General features: G+C 41.8%; 16 protein-coding genes. 15 read left to right on the top strand and 1 reads right to left on the bottom strand.

Annotated features, from left to right (window positions below):
• Nucleotides 1-71: 71 nt before the first annotated feature.
• The 14 genes from hemE (at nt 72) to I6E61_RS07595 (ending at nt 15186) form a co-directional block, all read left to right on the top strand.
• On the top strand, nt 72-1208 hold the full coding sequence (gene hemE / locus I6E61_RS07660) for a uroporphyrinogen decarboxylase (protein ID WP_197132606.1): 1137 nt from the start codon (nt 72-74) through the stop codon (nt 1206-1208).
• 85 nt (nt 1209-1293) lie between these two features.
• The gene (gene argC / locus I6E61_RS07655; RefSeq protein WP_197132603.1) at nt 1294-2361 is read left to right on the top strand and encodes an N-acetyl-gamma-glutamyl-phosphate reductase; all 1068 of its coding nucleotides are present in this window, start codon (nt 1294-1296) and stop codon (nt 2359-2361) included.
• Between the two features lie 103 nt (nt 2362-2464).
• A complete protein-coding gene (locus tag I6E61_RS07650; protein WP_197132600.1) occupies nt 2465-3298 on the top strand; it encodes a hypothetical protein in 834 nt (277 codons plus the stop codon).
• A 176-nt stretch (nt 3299-3474) separates the two neighbouring features.
• On the top strand, nt 3475-3882 hold the full coding sequence (locus tag I6E61_RS07645; RefSeq protein WP_110922394.1) for an ATP-dependent Clp protease adaptor ClpS: 408 nt from the start codon (nt 3475-3477) through the stop codon (nt 3880-3882).
• Nucleotides 3883-4396: 514 nt separating this feature from the next.
• Nucleotides 4397-6961 (top strand): AAA family ATPase, encoded by a 2565-nt coding sequence (locus I6E61_RS07640; protein ID WP_197132597.1) that lies wholly within the window; start codon nt 4397-4399, stop codon nt 6959-6961.
• A 177-nt stretch (nt 6962-7138) separates the two neighbouring features.
• Nucleotides 7139-7876 (top strand): uracil-DNA glycosylase, encoded by a 738-nt coding sequence (locus I6E61_RS07635; protein WP_197132594.1) that lies wholly within the window; start codon nt 7139-7141, stop codon nt 7874-7876.
• Complete coding sequence (gene tadA / locus I6E61_RS07630) at nt 7877-8443, top strand: tRNA adenosine(34) deaminase TadA (protein WP_197132591.1); 567 nt, start codon at nt 7877-7879, stop codon at nt 8441-8443. It begins immediately after the preceding gene.
• A 120-nt stretch (nt 8444-8563) separates the two neighbouring features.
• Nucleotides 8564-9331, top strand: coding sequence for a (d)CMP kinase (gene cmk, locus I6E61_RS07625; RefSeq protein ID WP_197132588.1), 768 nt, complete (start codon nt 8564-8566; stop codon nt 9329-9331).
• Between the two features lie 299 nt (nt 9332-9630).
• Entirely contained in the window at nt 9631-11319 is a 1689-nt protein-coding gene (gene rpsA, locus I6E61_RS07620) for a 30S ribosomal protein S1 (RefSeq protein WP_110922399.1), read from the top strand.
• 351 nt (nt 11320-11670) lie between these two features.
• The gene (locus tag I6E61_RS07615; RefSeq protein ID WP_110922400.1) at nt 11671-11976 is read left to right on the top strand and encodes an integration host factor subunit beta; all 306 of its coding nucleotides are present in this window, start codon (nt 11671-11673) and stop codon (nt 11974-11976) included.
• Nucleotides 11977-12093: 117 nt separating this feature from the next.
• Entirely contained in the window at nt 12094-12501 is a 408-nt protein-coding gene (locus tag I6E61_RS07610; RefSeq protein WP_197132585.1) for a lipopolysaccharide assembly protein LapA domain-containing protein, read from the top strand.
• A gap of 73 nt (nt 12502-12574) precedes the next feature.
• The gene (gene pyrF / locus I6E61_RS07605; protein WP_197132582.1) at nt 12575-13273 is read left to right on the top strand and encodes an orotidine-5'-phosphate decarboxylase; all 699 of its coding nucleotides are present in this window, start codon (nt 12575-12577) and stop codon (nt 13271-13273) included.
• Between the two features lie 114 nt (nt 13274-13387).
• Nucleotides 13388-14185, top strand: a complete 798-nt coding sequence (locus I6E61_RS07600; protein ID WP_227685728.1) for a metallophosphoesterase — start codon at nt 13388-13390, stop codon at nt 14183-14185.
• Between the two features lie 164 nt (nt 14186-14349).
• Nucleotides 14350-15186: a histidine phosphatase family protein gene (locus I6E61_RS07595; RefSeq protein WP_197132576.1), complete on the top strand. Its 837-nt coding sequence runs from the start codon at nt 14350-14352 to the stop codon at nt 15184-15186.
• Between the two features lie 126 nt (nt 15187-15312).
• Here the strand turns inward: I6E61_RS07595 and rpsT are convergent, their stop codons facing one another.
• Nucleotides 15313-15579, bottom strand: coding sequence for a 30S ribosomal protein S20 (gene rpsT, locus I6E61_RS07590; RefSeq protein ID WP_010200097.1), 267 nt, complete (start codon nt 15577-15579; stop codon nt 15313-15315).
• A 501-nt stretch (nt 15580-16080) separates the two neighbouring features.
• Here rpsT and I6E61_RS07585 point away from each other — a divergent pair.
• Nucleotides 16081-16782, top strand: a complete 702-nt coding sequence (locus I6E61_RS07585) for an NAD-dependent epimerase/dehydratase family protein (protein ID WP_197132573.1) — start codon at nt 16081-16083, stop codon at nt 16780-16782.
• Nucleotides 16783-16814 lie beyond the last annotated feature (32 nt).

The raw sequence follows: 16814 nt of genomic DNA, 5'->3' as shown, positions 1-16814 counted from the left end.
ATTTAACGTATTTTATCCAACAAAGTATTCATCGATAAGTATGAATACTTTGTTGTTTTGGAGATTTGTACATGAGTGCTTCAGACAATAGTAATTCAACTCAGCACGACTTTGCGCCATTAAAAAACGACAGATTGCTGCGAGCACTACGATTTGAGACGATAGATACCACCCCAGTTTGGATGATGCGTCAAGCAGGCCGTTATTTACCAGAATATAAAGCGACCCGTGCTGAAGCCGGCGATTTCATGAGTCTGTGTAGAGATACAGACCGTGCTACGGAAGTCACTCTACAGCCATTACGTCGTTATGATTTAGATGCTGCCATCTTATTCAGTGATATCTTGACTATCCCTGATGCAATGGGACTGGGCTTATACTTTGAGGCGGGCGAAGGTCCTAAATTTAAGCATCCTATTCGTACACAAGCGGATCTTGATAGAATACCAAAGCTTGATCCGACCGACTCTCTTGATTATGTCATGCGTGCGGTGACGAGTATTCGTAAAGCGCTGAATGGTCAAGTGCCGTTATTTGGTTTTTCTGGTAGCCCGTGGACGTTAGCCACGTATATGATTGAAGGCGGCAGCTCAAAAGACTATCGCTATACCAAAGGTTTTTTATACAGCAATCCTGACTTTCTACATCAACTATTGGATAAATTGGCAACGTCTGTCATTGATTATCTAGATGCGCAAGTAGTTGCTGGTGCCCAAATTTTACAGATATTTGACAGTTGGGGCGGCGCGCTTGGTCATCGTCAGTTTATTGACTTTTCTCATGCTTATAATAAGCGTATTGTCGCTGAACTAAAGGTACGCCATCCGGAAATACCAGTGGTGTTGTTTACCAAAGGTGGTGGGCTATGGTTAGACATCCAAGCTGATAGCGAAGCTGATGCTTTAGGCCTAGACTGGACGATGCCGATTGATCGTGCGCGTCAAGTATTGACTGACAGTCAGCGTCAATTGACCAAGCAGCATAAAAAACTACAGAGTAGCAAAGCTATCCAAGGTAACTTGGATCCAGCAACCTTGTATGGTTCACCTGCCACGATTCGCACTGAAGTAAATGCAATGCTAGATAGTGCTTATGCGAGCGGCGAAAAAACAGGTTATGTCGCAAACTTAGGTCATGGCATCACTCAGTGGGTCAACCCTGACAATGCAAAAGTGTTTATCGATGCAGTGCACGATTACAAAATCTAAAGTTTGAATATGCAAAGCTTATAAGCGTTAACATAGACGTGATATTTATCTGCTATTTACTGAGTAAAAGAAAAAAGGATATCTTATGATTTCAGCAGCGATTGTTGGTGGTACAGGTTATACAGGTATTGAGCTGATTCGCTTATTATCTGCCCATCCTGAAGTATCTATTGATTTGCTAACCTCGCGTAGTGAAGCTGGTACACGAGCTGATGAGATATTCCCAAGCTTACGCGGTATATCAGATATTGTCTTTAGCGACTTAGGTGACGATACGCTTGCGACGCTACAAAAGTGTGATGTGGTGTTTTTTGCGACACCACACGGCGTAGCAATGCAACAAGCTGAAGCGCTTACTCAAGCAGGCGTAAAGGTCATTGATTTGGCTGCTGACTTTCGTTTGCAGTCATTGACTGACTTTGAGAAATGGTACAAACAGTCACATGCGTGTCCTGAGCTATTAAAGACCGCTGTTTATGGACTACCTGAAGTTAATCGCGATAAACTTGCAAATGCATTGTTGGTGGGCAACCCTGGCTGTTACCCAACCACTGCAATTTTGGGTTTGAAGCCGATTATTGAAGCACAAAATAAACAAGCAGAACGTTTGATAGAGTCTCGCATTGTTATTGATGCAAAGTCTGGTGTGTCTGGCGCGGGTCGCCAAGCTTCGCTCGCGCTTAATTACGCTGAATCAACAGATAACTTTAAAGCTTATAGCGTCGAGGGGCATCGTCATCTACCTGAAATTGAGCAGGGTGTTGCACAACTATTAGATAGTCAGTTTACCCATCGTATTCGTTTTTTACCGCATTTAGTACCGATGATACGCGGTATGCTAAGCTCAATTCATATGGAACTGACGGATGCTGGGGCTGCTATCGACTGGCAACAGGCGTTTGAAAACGCATATGCATCAGAGACGTTCGTTGATGTGATGCCAAAGGGTGTTTACCCTGATACACGTAGTGTACGTGCCAGTAATCGTTTACGTATTGCCGTGCATCAAGACAACGATCGTGCTGAGCTGACGGTTATCGTAGTACAAGATAATTTGGTCAAAGGCGCAGCAGGGCAGGCTGTGCAAAACATGAACGTTATGTTTGGGTTTGATGAGTCAATGGGACTGAACTTTGCGCCGATTGTTCCTTAACATCGACTGCTTTATATTCCAATCATTCACATTTACGGTGCTAGGTATTGATTATAAATTCCGCTATAATAACAGGTACTTATTGTTAAGAGATACCGCCTAAATGCGTGTTAAGTTTGTATTACGCTTTTGCTCACAGTCAGCACGTTCATCGTGTATAGACGCCAATCGCCATCGTTTTAGCCCAGTAAGTTCTATAGGCCGCGAGCAGCAAGGAGCGTCTACATTGGTACTGGCGCTATTTGTGGTTGTCATACTGGTAACTGCCGTGGTTGGACTGATATTTGGTCATAAGCTCGGCTATCAGCGCGGCTACCACTCTATGGAAACGGAAACCCAGCAAGCACTAATCAATAGTGAAGAGGCGACCAAAGAGCTGGAAGACACGCGTCTTAGTCATAAAATAGCGATCAATCAAGCGGCTACTGCCAAGCAAGAGCTGGGGATAAGCTTAGCCAATGTAAAAGAGCTGAGTGAAAACAAGCAAGAATTAACGGTTGAAAACAGACAGCTTTCGCAGCTCAACGAGTTATATGCTGATATCGTTAGTAGTAAAGGCGGCATGCCATTACAGGTGCTTGGCGCTCATATTAAACCATTACCCGAAAATGCTTTTGAGTATATGTTTGATGTTGGAATGCTTGCCAGTGATGGCACATCAAAACGACTGACGCCAACATTGACACTGCTCAATGATGATGACTTCGTAGAAGTGCCTTTAGAGTATCCAGTCGATACGATTGAAGGCATTGTTCGTATTCGTGGTCGCTTTATCATGCCATCTAGCTTTAAGCCGTTACAAGTAAAACTCAGCTTGAAAGCAGACGGGCAGGAAGTAGAGCAAATCTATGATTGGAAGCTCGGTGCTCGAGTTGATAACATGCCGCTATCACTTTTGGATTTGCCAGAAGTTGATGACAGTCCTATTAAGCCTTAGTTGGTTCTAGATAACTGAGATATGAAAAAGGCGAGTGACAGTACTACAAACAGTAGACTAAGCGCGCCTGATACTATATCTGAATGTGTTAAATCTAATTGTATTAAACTAGCGATTACCTCTCTTCACTATCCCTTATTCTGTAATAAATATACCTATTAATTTGTACTCTAATTATGATAAATCAAGCAATACTACAGACTACGCCAATCGTCTCTGATTGGCATCTCCCAAACATGCCTGCTGACCGTGCGCAAGATGGGGATACGGATGGCGAAACGTCACCGCAAGCAGACGTACTGGTGGCAGAACCGGAAGTGGCTAAGCCGCCGATGTATGCAGTCGTTATGTATAATGATAACTATACACCGATGGAATTCGTCGTCTATATTCTGCAATCAGAGTTTCGTCACAGTATGGACTCTGCCGTTGAGATTATGCTGACGATTCACAATGCGAGCAAAGGTATTGCGGGTATTTATCCAAAAGACATTGCTGAGACTAAGGCCAAAAAAGTAAATAGTTTGGCGCATCGTGAAGGCTATCCATTATTGACTCAAATAGAGCCGCACCAAGGCGAATAACTGAATCCCCTTATCATGCTGATTTCAATGTTTCGTTTATCTATTCTTAGCTTTGATAAATAGCTTACTTGCCACAGTGAGCTATATAGTTATTTTGCATAGAACTTTTTTCACTTCACTGTTGATAAAAAACCCTTTCAAATTCTTTGTCGCCTCGTTCAATCTCTCTTTTATCTGTTTCACTCTCTAAGCTTTTATCATTTATTATTTCTAACACCGTTGGTGTACAGCACGCTTTGATACACTTTAGTCGTTTTTAATAGATTGACTCTGATTGAGTATCGTGTTGATATAAAGAACAGCAAGTATGAGTTATCAACACTCTTGGTTGGTAATAGTTAGTTGATGATAGAAAGTACTGTTATTTATACAATCCCTAGACAGTGTCATTTAGCAAGATATTTTAATAATACAGATATTACCCTTGAACAATCCATCTATCGCCCTGATTTACTTACTAACTCATTCATAAAGCTATCAATTATAAAGATAGGTATAACCGTAGGAAGTTGTTATGTTAAGTCGTCATCTTGAAGTTTCTTTGCGTTTAGCAATGACCCTTGCGCGTCAAAAGTCGCATGAGTATCTAACTGTTGAACACTTACTACTGGCATTGCTAGAAAATACGCACGCCGCCAATACATTGACTGCTTGCAATGCAAATGTATCAACGTTGCGTACTGAGTTGGAAGCTTATATTAATAAGCATACGCCAACGATAGATGCAGATACAGAGCAATCACCGCAGCCTACCCAAAGCTTTGATCGTATTTTGCAACGTGCTATTTTTCATGTGCAATCTATCGGTGGTGGGCGTTTGGTAGAGGGCTCCGATATCTTGGTATCTATGTTCTCAGAACATGATACTTATGCTGTTTACCTGCTTAAAAAGCAAGGTATCAGCCGTCTTGAGTTGACTCAGTACTTATCACATGGTCAAGACAAAGAAGAACCATCTGAGCCGCGTGCTTCGATGACTGGTGAGCGTCGTAATGCCTCAGAAAAAACCAGTAAAGATCCACTGGTTGAATTTGCCACCAATTTAAATCAGCGCGCTGCTGAAGGTAAAACCGATCCATTGATTGGACGTGCCTCTGAAATTGAACGTGCTGCGCAAGTACTATGTCGTCGCCGTAAAAATAACCCGTTGCTAGTGGGTGAGCCTGGTGTTGGTAAAACGTCTATCGCTGAAGGTTTGGCGTGGTTGATTATCAATGATAAAGCACCAAAGCCATTAAATGGTTGCGTGATCTACAGTCTTGATATTGGCTCATTAATCGCTGGTACGAAATACCGCGGTGATTTTGAAAAACGTATGAAGTCGCTGCTTGACGCACTTAAGAAAAAACCCAATGCGATTTTGTTTATTGACGAAATCCATATGATTATTGGCGCAGGGTCGTCAATGAGTAGCAATATGGATGTGTCAAACTTAATCAAACCGGCACTTGCTAATGGCGAGCTACGTTGTATAGGTTCTACGACCTTTACCGAGTATCGTCAGGTATTTGAGAAGGATCATGCGTTATCACGTCGTTTCCAAAAAATCGATGTAAAAGAACCAAGTGTTGATGACAGTATCGATATTTTACGTGGTCTAAAGCCTCGCTATGAAGAGTTCCATAACGTTGAATATACTGATGAAGCATTGGTTACCGCTGTTCAGTTATCTGCTAAGCACATTCACGAGCGCTTCTTACCAGACAAAGCCATTGATGTGATTGATGAAGCGGGTGCTTACAAGCGTTTGGGTGTGATTCCGGATGCCGATGATATTGATGCAGAAGAAAGCTTCATTGCTGATTTAGAGCAAGACTTTGATGCTCAGATTGACGCTGATGAGGAAGATCTTGATGGTGTGACTCACAGCGATATTGACAGTAATGAAATGCAAGATGAAGCCGATACTGCCAAAGCCAATGATCGTGCCCAATCATCTAGTGAGTTCAAAGCTACGAAAAAGCGACCACCGATGAAAATTGATGTGGCAGATATTGAAGCCATCGTTGCCAAGCTTGCACGTATTCCACCCAAGTCAGTGTCTAGCGATGATAAGAGCATTCTCAAATACCTAGATCGCGATCTCAAGCATTTAGTGTTTGGTCAAGATGAAGCGATTGAGACATTAGCAGATGCAATTAAACTGTCTCGTGCTGGTCTAAAAGCACCAGACAAGCCTATCGGCTCGTTTATGTTTGCTGGTCCTACAGGTGTTGGTAAAACAGAGGTATCACGTCAGTTAGCCAATTTACTTGGTGTGGAATTAGTTCGCTTTGATATGTCAGAGTATATGGAAGCACATACGGCCTCACGCTTGATCGGCGCGCCTCCTGGCTATGTCGGTTATGATCAAGGTGGTCTGTTGACTGAAAAGATCAATCAACATCCGCATTGTGTCTTATTACTTGATGAAATCGAAAAAGCCCATCCTGATGTATTCAACTTGTTACTACAAGTGATGGATCACGGTACTTTGACGGACAACAATGGTCGTGTTGCTATCTTCAAGCAAGTTATCGTTATTATGACCACCAACGTGGGTGCTGACAGTATCAGCCGCTCATCTATGGGCTTTACTCAGCAAGACCATAGTCGTGATAACACAGAGTCACTCAAACGTGTCTTTACGCCAGAGTTCCGCAACCGTCTTGATGCAATTATCCAGTTCAACCCATTAGATACGTCGGTCGTGGTATCAGTAGTCGACAAGTTCTTAGTTGAGTTGCAAGTGCAGCTTGATGATAAGCAAGTAACTTTAGAGATTGACGATGATGTCCGTAACTATCTAGCTGATAAAGGTTACGATCGCCTAATGGGTGCACGTCCTATGCAGCGTCTGATTCAAGACGAGATCAAAAAGCCATTGGCAAGCATGATTTTGTTTGGTGACTTGGTCAATGGTGGGGTTGTACATCTAACGCTAGAGCCTGAAGAAAGTACTGAGCAAGATGACAAGTCTGTTAAGATTGAAAAAACCAATGGTAAAACGTCAGATAAAGGTTCGTCAGACAGTCGTATTATTTTGACCGTCGTTGAAACGCATGAGCCATATCCGGACTCTGAGTCGTTAGCCAGCTAAGTCTTTTATTATCAATAAAACAAGAACGGTTACCATGTTGCTACGGTAGCCGTTTTTTTATTGCTATAATTCATCATAAAGCCAATGCATGAGTCCATTCATTCCAATGTGAGAGACTTATTCATGCACCCTGAGGCAGCATTTATATGATGTATAACAAATAAAAAAGGATATATTATGGAACTGTTTGATGAGCAGACGACCAAAACTCCCGAGCAAAAGCAAGCGATTTTAGACAATGTGCGTCTGCCAACTGATTGGAAAACAGCATTAGCAGATGAGCTAACCTCTGATAACATGGATAATCTGCGTGCGTTTTTAAAAGAAGCGTACCAATCAGATGAGAGTGTTTATCCACCAGCACCGCTGATGTTCAATGCCTTTAACCTAACACCTTTATCACAAGTCAAAGTCGTGATATTAGGTCAGGATCCTTATCATCGTCCAGGACAAGCAATGGGATTATCGTTTTCTGTGCCAAAAGCCATTCCAAAACCACCATCGCTTAATAATCTATTGAAAGAGATGGCTACGGATATTGGTTTGCATCCATCAGCACATGGTGACTTGACGTATTGGGCGCAGCAGGGAGTATTATTATTGAACAGCTCATTGACCGTAAAAGAGGGTGAGCCGAACAGTCATCAAAACCAAGGATGGGAGCAGTTCACTGATGCGGTAATAGATGTGGTTAATGAACAAACAGAGCATACAGTGTTTATATTATGGGGTAGTAAAGCTCAGAAAAAAGGCAAATATATCAATACAGATAAGCATCTTATTTTGACGGCTGTGCATCCTTCACCGCTTGCTGCTAACCGTGGTGGTTTCTTTGGCTCTAAGCCATTTTCTAAGACCAATGACTATCTGGTGCAGTATGGTCAGACACCGATTGATTGGCAGTTACCGCAGTAGATGATAAATATACCGGACATAAGCTTGAAACCATCTCAACTCTTTAATCATCAACCAGATATCGAAGGCATTCAGGTCAGTACATTTTGGTCAACTGAAGATGTTAGGTGGATGCAAGAAGCACTCAAGCTTGCTAAACAAGGTGCTGAGCATGGAGAAGTGCCAGTAGGGGCAATACTGGTACACAATCAGCAAGTTATAGGTCATGGGTTTAATGAGCCCATTGGTCGCCATGATGCAACTGCACATGCCGAAATTGTCGCATTAAGAGATGCTTGCACTCGTCTAAATAACTACCGACTGCCATTACAGACGACACTGTATGTCACCTTAGAGCCTTGTACGATGTGTGTGGGCGCGATGATTCATGCACGGGTGGATAGGTTGGTCTATGCGGCAAGTGAGCCACGAGCTGGCATGGTTGGCAGTCAGATGAACTTGCCAATGCAGCCTTTTTATAATCATAGTATTCAAGTACACAAAGGTCTGTGTAGCGAGCATAGTAGCCAAATACTCAAAAGCTTTTTTCGTGAACGAAGAAAACTGGCTAAAATGAAATCAAAATAAACTGTTAACAAGATATCGGACTTGTTTCTAGTGATAGGAAGATTTCTTTGCTATAATATCGCCCTATTTAATGGCAAAGTTGTCAGCCATATGAGTATTGTCTCCGATTAAGTGAATATTATGACCGTTTCTACAGCTGATAACACAGCACCTCATAACGATAATAGCCAAACGCAATCACTGCGTTATCCTGTTATTTGTATTGATGGGCCGAGTGGTGCAGGCAAAGGCACGGTCACATGGCGCTTAGCTCAAGCATTGAATTATCAGCTGCTTGATTCGGGTGCTCTATATCGTATTGTAGGACTTAAGGCATTTGAAGCTGGTTTGGTTGCCGCTGATGCAAGCAAAGCCATTGATGAGATGGCGGTATTGAAGTTGACACAAAGTCTAGAAATTGCATTTGTGCCTAATAATGCGTCAGGACGTGTCGATATTCTCGTGAATGATGATGCGGTCGGTGAGCAGGTGCGTAACGAAACAGTTGGAGGCTATGCATCACAGATAGCAATCTTTCCAAAAGTTCGTGAAGCGTTGTTGAAATTACAACAGGACATGGCCACTCGTTCAGGTCTGGTTGCTGATGGTCGCGATATGGGGACTATAGTATTCCCAAATGCTGATGTTAAGGTGTTTTTGACAGCTAGTGCTGAAGCGCGTGCTGAGCGCCGTGTGACACAGTTATTGAATGCTGGACAAATAGCAGACTTTGATGCAATCTTAACAACGATTAAAGCCCGTGATGATCGTGATGAAAATCGTAGCACTGCACCGTCGAGACCTGCAGAGGACGCTTTGCTGCTTGATAGCTCAATACTAGATGCTGATACTGTATACGAACAAGTGAAGAAACACTGCCAAACAAAAGGCATATTCTTTAATAGTTAATAAAAACAACATATTAAGCATTAAAAGCTTTGCTATGAGGTTTGGTTTTAGTATAAAATTGTAGTGTTGAAATTTATAGGGCTTAATAGATCCTAAAAAGACACTATTTGATAGAATAGACAACAAAATTCTAGGTAAGACAGTTGTTGTTAATAATTTCAGTAGAACATGCGCTTATTAACAACAAACGTTTTTATATATGATTGCATGGGATAAAAAACCAGTATTCTCGTTTTATGCAATCATAAATTTGATCCGTACTGTGCTGGACAGGATACGGCTATACAAAGGTAGACATAATGGAATCATTTGCTGAACTATTTGAAGCGAGCATCGAAGAAACAGGTCTGGATATCGAGCGTGGCTCGGTTATCACTGGTACTGTTGTAGCCATCGATAGCGACTGGATCACTGTTGACACTGGTCTTAAGTCTGAAGGTATTGTCGCTCGTGAAGAGTTTTTAAGCGAAGAAGGCGAACTTGAAGTTGAAGTTGGCGATAGCGTTGATGTCGTGGTTGAAGCAGTTGATAACGGCATGGGTCAAACCTTGCTATCACGTGAAAAAGCTAAGCGTGTTGAAACTTGGAACTTCCTTGAGAAAATTGCTGACAACGATGAAATCGTAAAAGGTATCATCTCAAGCAAAGTTAAAGGCGGTTTCACTGTAGATATCGGTTCAGTACGCGCATTCTTACCAGGTTCATTGGTAGATGTACGTCCTATCCGTGATACGACGCATCTTGAAGGCAAAGAGCTAGAATTCAAAGTTATCAAACTTGATCAAAAACGCAACAACGTTGTAGTTAGCCGTCGTGCAGTTATGGAAGCTGAAAATTCAGCTGAGCGCGAAGAGCTATTAAACAAGCTTGAAGAAGGCATCGAAATCGAAGGTATCGTTAAGAACCTTACTGATTACGGCGCATTCGTTGATCTTGGCGGTATTGATGGTCTATTGCACATCACTGATATGGCATGGCGCCGTATCAAGCACCCATCAGAAGTTGTTGAAGTTGGTCAAGACCTAAAAGTTAAAGTATTGAAGTTTGATCGTGAACGCAATCGCGTAAGCCTAGGTCTAAAACAACTTGGTACTGATCCTTGGGATAACGTTGGCGGAACTTATCCAGTAGGTAGTGTTGTTAAAGCACGCGTAACTAACCTAACTGATTATGGTTGTTTTGCTGAGATTTCTGAAGGTATTGAAGGTCTAGTACACGTATCAGAAATGGATCATACCAACAAAAACATCCATCCATCTAAAGTTGTTCAAGTGGGTGATGAAGTTGAAGTAATGATTCTTGATATCGACGAAGAACGTCGCCGTATCAGCCTAGGTATCAAACAAACTCTTGCTAACCCATGGGATGAGTTTGATAAGAAACATGAGCGCGGTGATAAAATCACTGGTACTATCAAATCAATCACTGACTTCGGTATCTTTATCGGTCTAGACGGTGGTATTGATGGTCTTGTTCATCTATCTGATATCTCTTGGAACGAAACTGGCGAAGATGCTATCCGTAACTACAACAAAGGCGACACCGTTGAAGCAATGGTATTGTCAGTAGATGCAGAAGCTAACCGTATCAGCCTAGGCGTTAAGCAGTTAAGCTCTGATCCATTCAACGAATACCTAGTCAACAATGACCGTGGTGCTATCGTTAATGGTAAAGTGAAAGAAGTAGACGCTAAAGGTGCTACTATCGAACTTGCTGACGAAGTAGAAGCTTATCTACGTGCCTCTGAGATTCAACGTGACCGCGTTGAAGATGCCACTAAGCATCTAACTGTTGGTGATGATGTTGAAGCTAAAATCATCAGTGTTGATCGCAAAACACGCAACATCAACTTGTCTATCAAAGCGAAAGACGAAGCTGAAGAGCGTCAAGCGATTAAAGAACTAAGCAGCACAAGTACTACTGCCGCTGCCGGTTCTGAAGCTCAACCAAAAACTATTGGTGACTTGATCAAAGAACAAATGCAGTAAGCTGCTAAGTTATTGATATAAAGTAATATAAAAGAAGCGACTCCGGTCGCTTTTTTTTATGAATAAATTTTGATATTACTATTCATAGGTGATGTTTTTGCCCAAAGAGGCAAACTCTTATTTTCATTTACGGTAATATCCGCTATCATTTGCAACATTGAGTAACAAGATGTGAGTCACTATTTATTTAAAGCGATAGGCTGTTCTAAAGACCGAGTTTTTATCCTTACTATTTTAAGGATATGCTGATTTAATAGCAGTTATTGAAATAAATACCGTTATTTAAATAACCTAAAATATCGTTTTGACTCACAATCATCTTATCCATTAATTTACAAGGCAAGCGTAATAATGCAGCAAGCGATTAACAAGTCCGAATTTATTAGTAATTTGAGTGCGAACTGTGACAATATGACTGATACAGTCGTCGATGATGCAGTACGCGAAATATTAACTTTAATGACCCATACTTTAGCCAATGATGGCCGAGTAGAGGTTCGTGGGTTTGGTAGTTTCTGTCTACACCATCGCCGTGCACGTCTAGGACGCAACCCTAAAACAGGGGAAAGCGTGCCAGTACCTGCTAAGGCTATTCCTCATTTTAAACCAGGAAAAGCACTACGTGAAGCGGTCAATGATACGGTTGCAACTAGCTAAATGTTGTCATAACCCATTTATTAAATAAGCATTTTTCATAAAATGGTTTATCAGTCGCTCATATCACTTATTTATTCTGAATACATTAACGGCATTTCCAACTAAGGTAACCGTCTCATGCGCTTTTTACTGTTTGTATTACTGTTTCTGAGCTTTGCCTATGCGCTTGGTTTGGTGTTGGCAAATAATACTGAAGTTGGTGTAAATTTACTGTTCTCGCAAGCGCCTACGATGAATCTAGGGCTGCTACTGATACTTTGTCTGATGCTGGGTATCGTTATTGGTATTTTGCTAGCACTGCTTATTTTCCGCGTTTTACAAAACAAGTGGGAAATTTCGCGTTTGCAAAAAGCAAAAACCAATCTACAAGAGCAACTCACACAAGCCAATATAGTCATCGATCGTCAAGCGAATTCGCCAACGGTAGAAGAGGCCGTTTATGGCTCTACGGCGATTAATGTAAAGGATGGAGTGGATAGTGACTTAGATGAAAATGCTACGCTCACTAAACATAAGCGAGACTAAACCATCTCGCAATGAATCTGCGGTTAAGTTAGATATACTTCTTCAATAACTCCGATATCAATATGGCTAAGTCATGAATAATATAATTAAGTCTCCAGTCGTCGTTGCTCTAGATAATATGACCATGGAAGCCTCTTTAGCGCTAGCGGATCAATTAGATCCAGCATTATGTCGATTAAAAGTAGGCAAAGAGCTTTTTACTCGCTGTGGCCCTGACATAGTGAAGGCACTGCATCAGCGTAATTTTGATGTGTTTTTAGATTTGAAGTTTCATGATATTCCCAATACCACTGCACAAGCAGTTTTGGCAGCGGCTGAGCTGGGTGTATGGATGGTGAACGTCCATGCAAGTGCAGGTCTAGAAGCAATGTCATTAGCCAAGCAGCGGTTACTAGATAATGGTTTTGATACCTTGCTGATAGCAGTCACTGTATTGACCTCTATGGACAATGAAGCGCTGACGCAAACGGGCATTACTGACGGCCTGGATGCGCACGTGAGTAGACTGGCACAATTGACCAAGCAAGCTGGACTTGATGGTGTGGTGTGCTCAGCACAAGAAGCTAAAGCGCTTAAAGCATTGTGTGGTCAAGATTTTAAACTAGTCACTCCTGGTATTCGTCTGCTAGAGGACAATGCTGATGATCAAAAACGTATTTGCACGCCTATACAAGCACTTGGTGATGGTTCTGATTACTTGGTCATTGGGCGTTCAATTACACAGGCAGAAAACCCTGCTGCAAAATTGAAAAAGATACTGCAAGGTATTTAGTTATTTGTAATGACAGAACGACAAAAAGACAGCCTAACTCGCTGTCTTTTTTGCTTTTTGCGGGTAGGTAAAAGGTGCTAAACTATTTGTGTTTATTCAATGATATTGGCTTATATGAAATTACAGATTTTGAGTGACTTACATATCGATAGTTATGCTCGTCAGTCGCATCCGATAGGGCATATTCCTAAAACTGATGCAGATGTGGTGCTAGTAGCAGGAGATACTGCAAACAGTGACGGTGGCATGCCATGGCTACAGGAGCAAGCTGCACGTCTACAAGTTCCTCTGATCACTATTGCAGGTAATCATGAGTACTTTGATGAGGATGTGTTGAGCTTTGATCGAAAGTTAGCAACGTGGGACAATTATAATGTAGAGTCGAGCCAAGGCGTTCGCGTATTGCAGTGTCAACATATGGATATTGGTGAGGTACGAATCCTAGGTTGTACGTTGTGGACGGATTATCAATATCATGCCAATGAAGATACGATGGCTGCTGCTCGACAGTTTATGCGTGACTACAAACAAATCTATGCCGGTAAGGAGTTGTTTTCACCTGAGGTCTCCATGCAAATCCATGCGACACATCGTCAGTGGTTAAAGCAAGCACTGATAACGGCTAAGGAATTGGGCAAAAAGACCGTGGTAATGAGCCATCATAGTATCAGTGCACTCTCTGTGTCTGAAAAGTATGCCAATTTGCCAAGTAATGCCGCTTTTGTCAGTGACTTGTCTGAATGGATGTATGAGGAATGGGCGCCGATACTTTGGGTGCACGGACATACCCATGAAGCATTTGACTATCAGATTGGTAAGACGCGAGTGATTGTTAATCCCCGTGCTTATCCAAATGAGGTAAGCAGTACAGCATTAGAGTTCTCATGGAATAGAGTGGTTGATATCGGTTAGCGTGCATCTGTAGAGATATAGGTATTGTTAGCAATAATGTCATAGCATTATTAAGACGGACTATTCTATTCTTGAGCAGCTTTTGGTATAACAATTGGCGCATATACTATGATTATACTGATATTTTGTTCATTCCTACCAAAAAATCTGCTACGCTTGCTGTCATGAGTAAATACACGAACGATACTTTGTCAAAATTATCCGCTGAAAAGCTTGGGACTCACATACCGAGTGCACCAGCGCCTTCGCACCTGCCTGATAGTATGATCTCGTCAGTCAGCTTGTTGCCTGAAAATAAGCGATTGATTTTGTTTACTAGGCACTCTCTACGTGAGCGTTCTGATGGCAATGGTTTTGCCAGCTATCAGTTGCCATTGACCTCTAAAGGTCGCGTGTTGGCAAAATCTTGGGGTCGCTGGTTGGCAGGACATCTGCCGTACTCCCTCGATGTTGATAGTATCTCCAGCCCTATAGGCCGTTGTATTGATACAGCGCAGCTGATGCAAGAAGGCGCAGGGTTACGACGAGACATTGCACATCAATCATTGTTGGTTGAGCCCGGCAGCCTCGTGACTGAACCTGAAATAGCCAATCCAGTGTTCAAAGAGATAGGTGTGCTTAACTTCATCAATCGATTCTTACAAGGCAATCTTGAAGGTACTAAAAACGCCTATCAAGGTGGGCTCGATATTTTATCGCTTTTTTATCAACACCAGCCTGAACACGGGCACCTCATGCTCGCAGTCAGTCATGATACGTTACTGTCTGCATTTTTAGCTGTTATGTTTGATGTGGTCGAGATTGACTGGAATGATTGGCCAAAAATGATGGAAGGGGTGTTTCTGTGGTTTGATGATAAACCATTTGAGCAAGCTAACGCGCATTTTGTCTGGCGTGGTCAAGTCTATATTCGTCCAATTCATACTTTGTTAGACGGCTACCGTGCTGCAGGGTATCATCCTAGTAAACTACTGCTACCACCAGAAGTAAAATGGACTTGAGTTCAGTATAAGTTGAATCAATAAGTTTTAAGCAGACATAAAAAAACCTTGCCCCAGTATTAGAACCAGTGACAAGGTTTTAGTCATTACACTATAAAGCGTAATGCGGTCTAAACATGACCAATCTTAAGCTTGAAGGCCTTTGATTGTTTTGTTTAGGCGGCTCTTACGACGAGCAGCTTTATTCTTATGAATAATACCTTTGTCAGCCATACGATCAAGAACTGGTACCGCTTTTTTGTAAGCTTCGGTAGCCGCGTCATAATCTTTAGCTGCGATAGCCGCATCAACACGTTTTAAGTAAGTACGAACCATAGAGCGTTGTGACGCAGAGTTCTGACGACGTTTGGTGTTTTGACGGGCGCGTTTACGAGCTTGTGCAGTATTAGCCACGCGTATCTCCTTGATAAAGACAGATAAAATATGAATGTTGATTGCAATAAAGGGTTTAAACAATCATCGGTGACGAGCAGCCTCTCGCCAAACATGATGTCGATGTCTCATATTAAAGTATCTAATATGAATAGATCATCGCAAGCGCCAGAACTGTTTGGAATAATTAAACAGCGTTGACGTGTAAAGCCGGACATCTTAGCAAATTATTGCGCTTAGAACAATATATTTGATGATTAATGCCAAAAGAAGTTATGATATCACATGGGCTACTGGTTTCTCTACTTTCTATTAGGGTTGTTGTTAAGCTATCTTTCAATATTGTTGGCGTAGAGATGATTGGTTACACAGATGCGCTAGCTGATAATACCTCTTACAATATATCCTATAGAATACCGTCAGTCGTGCATTAAATTAGGTATGATACTAAACTTAAGGTCTTTCACACGATATACTTTCTTATAATGACAAATTTTCCAACACTATATAAATGGATCGGATATGCAGCGAAAAGCAATTGTAATTGGTGCGACAGGGCTGGTAGGGCAGTATCTGGTTAAGCAGCTTAGTGAGCTTTATGACACGCTAATTGTGATTGCACGGCGTCCACCACGCTATATCAACGCTAGCATGCGTTTTTATCAAGTAAATGATTTTGATAATCTAACTGAGGTTTTTGCCAGCGTTGGTGCTGATCGTAAAACGGATGCTTTTAGTTGTCTTGGTACGACTAAGAAGCAGGCGGGTAGTGATGAAGCATTTCGAAAAGTCGACCACGACTACAACGTGAATTTTGCTAAATTGTGCCAAGATAAAGGCGTTGAAAACTTCTTCTTGTTATCTTCAATGAACGCCGATAGTGACAGTCGTTTTCTATATAATCGAGTAAAAGCAGAAACCGAGCAATCTATCATGTCATTGGACTTTAAGCATTTAGTAATTTTGAGACCTTCATTACTGCTAGGAAAACACCAAGGCCGACCACTTGAAACTATTGGTCAAAAAGCTTTTAAGCTTATATCGCCGCTTGTATCAGAATCATTATCACTGCATCCTATTTCTGCTAAGCGTGTCGCTAGTGCAATTGCAATGAGTGCGCATGCTATCTATGAGCGTAACAAGTACCGTGCTGAACCTATGTTGAAAAAAATAGAAATCATCGAAAATAGGCAGATGCTTGCGATGACGAGAGTAAAAAATTAAGTGCTTAAAGCATCTTATGTTTAGCCCATTAA

The organism is Psychrobacter sp. NZS113 (genome assembly GCF_015864825.1).
In the GTDB taxonomy this organism is placed as follows: domain Bacteria; phylum Pseudomonadota; class Gammaproteobacteria; order Pseudomonadales; family Moraxellaceae; genus Psychrobacter.
This window is presented reverse-complemented; position numbering and strand designations above follow the sequence as displayed.

What these genes read in the sequence shown, in the direction of transcription:
- hemE (WP_197132606.1), top strand. Translation starts at nt 72, where the DNA reads ATGAGTGCTTCAGACAATAGTAATTCAACTCAGCACGACTTTGCGCCA.
- I6E61_RS07650 (WP_197132600.1), top strand. Translation starts at nt 2,465, where the DNA reads ATGCGTGTTAAGTTTGTATTACGCTTTTGCTCACAGTCAGCACGTTCA.
- I6E61_RS07635 (WP_197132594.1), top strand. Translation starts at nt 7,139, where the DNA reads ATGGAACTGTTTGATGAGCAGACGACCAAAACTCCCGAGCAAAAGCAA.
- pyrF (WP_197132582.1), top strand. Translation starts at nt 12,575, where the DNA reads ATGAATAATATAATTAAGTCTCCAGTCGTCGTTGCTCTAGATAATATG.
- I6E61_RS07610 (WP_197132585.1), top strand. Translation starts at nt 12,094, where the DNA reads ATGCGCTTTTTACTGTTTGTATTACTGTTTCTGAGCTTTGCCTATGCG.
- cmk (WP_197132588.1), top strand. Translation starts at nt 8,564, where the DNA reads ATGACCGTTTCTACAGCTGATAACACAGCACCTCATAACGATAATAGC.
- rpsA (WP_110922399.1), top strand. Translation starts at nt 9,631, where the DNA reads ATGGAATCATTTGCTGAACTATTTGAAGCGAGCATCGAAGAAACAGGT.
- I6E61_RS07595 (WP_197132576.1), top strand. Translation starts at nt 14,350, where the DNA reads ATGAGTAAATACACGAACGATACTTTGTCAAAATTATCCGCTGAAAAG.
- I6E61_RS07600 (WP_227685728.1), top strand. Translation starts at nt 13,388, where the DNA reads ATGAAATTACAGATTTTGAGTGACTTACATATCGATAGTTATGCTCGT.
- I6E61_RS07585 (WP_197132573.1), top strand. Translation starts at nt 16,081, where the DNA reads ATGCAGCGAAAAGCAATTGTAATTGGTGCGACAGGGCTGGTAGGGCAG.
- I6E61_RS07645 (WP_110922394.1), top strand. Translation starts at nt 3,475, where the DNA reads ATGATAAATCAAGCAATACTACAGACTACGCCAATCGTCTCTGATTGG.
- tadA (WP_197132591.1), top strand. Translation starts at nt 7,877, where the DNA reads ATGATAAATATACCGGACATAAGCTTGAAACCATCTCAACTCTTTAAT.
- I6E61_RS07615 (WP_110922400.1), top strand. Translation starts at nt 11,671, where the DNA reads ATGCAGCAAGCGATTAACAAGTCCGAATTTATTAGTAATTTGAGTGCG.
- argC (WP_197132603.1), top strand. Translation starts at nt 1,294, where the DNA reads ATGATTTCAGCAGCGATTGTTGGTGGTACAGGTTATACAGGTATTGAG.
- I6E61_RS07640 (WP_197132597.1), top strand. Translation starts at nt 4,397, where the DNA reads ATGTTAAGTCGTCATCTTGAAGTTTCTTTGCGTTTAGCAATGACCCTT.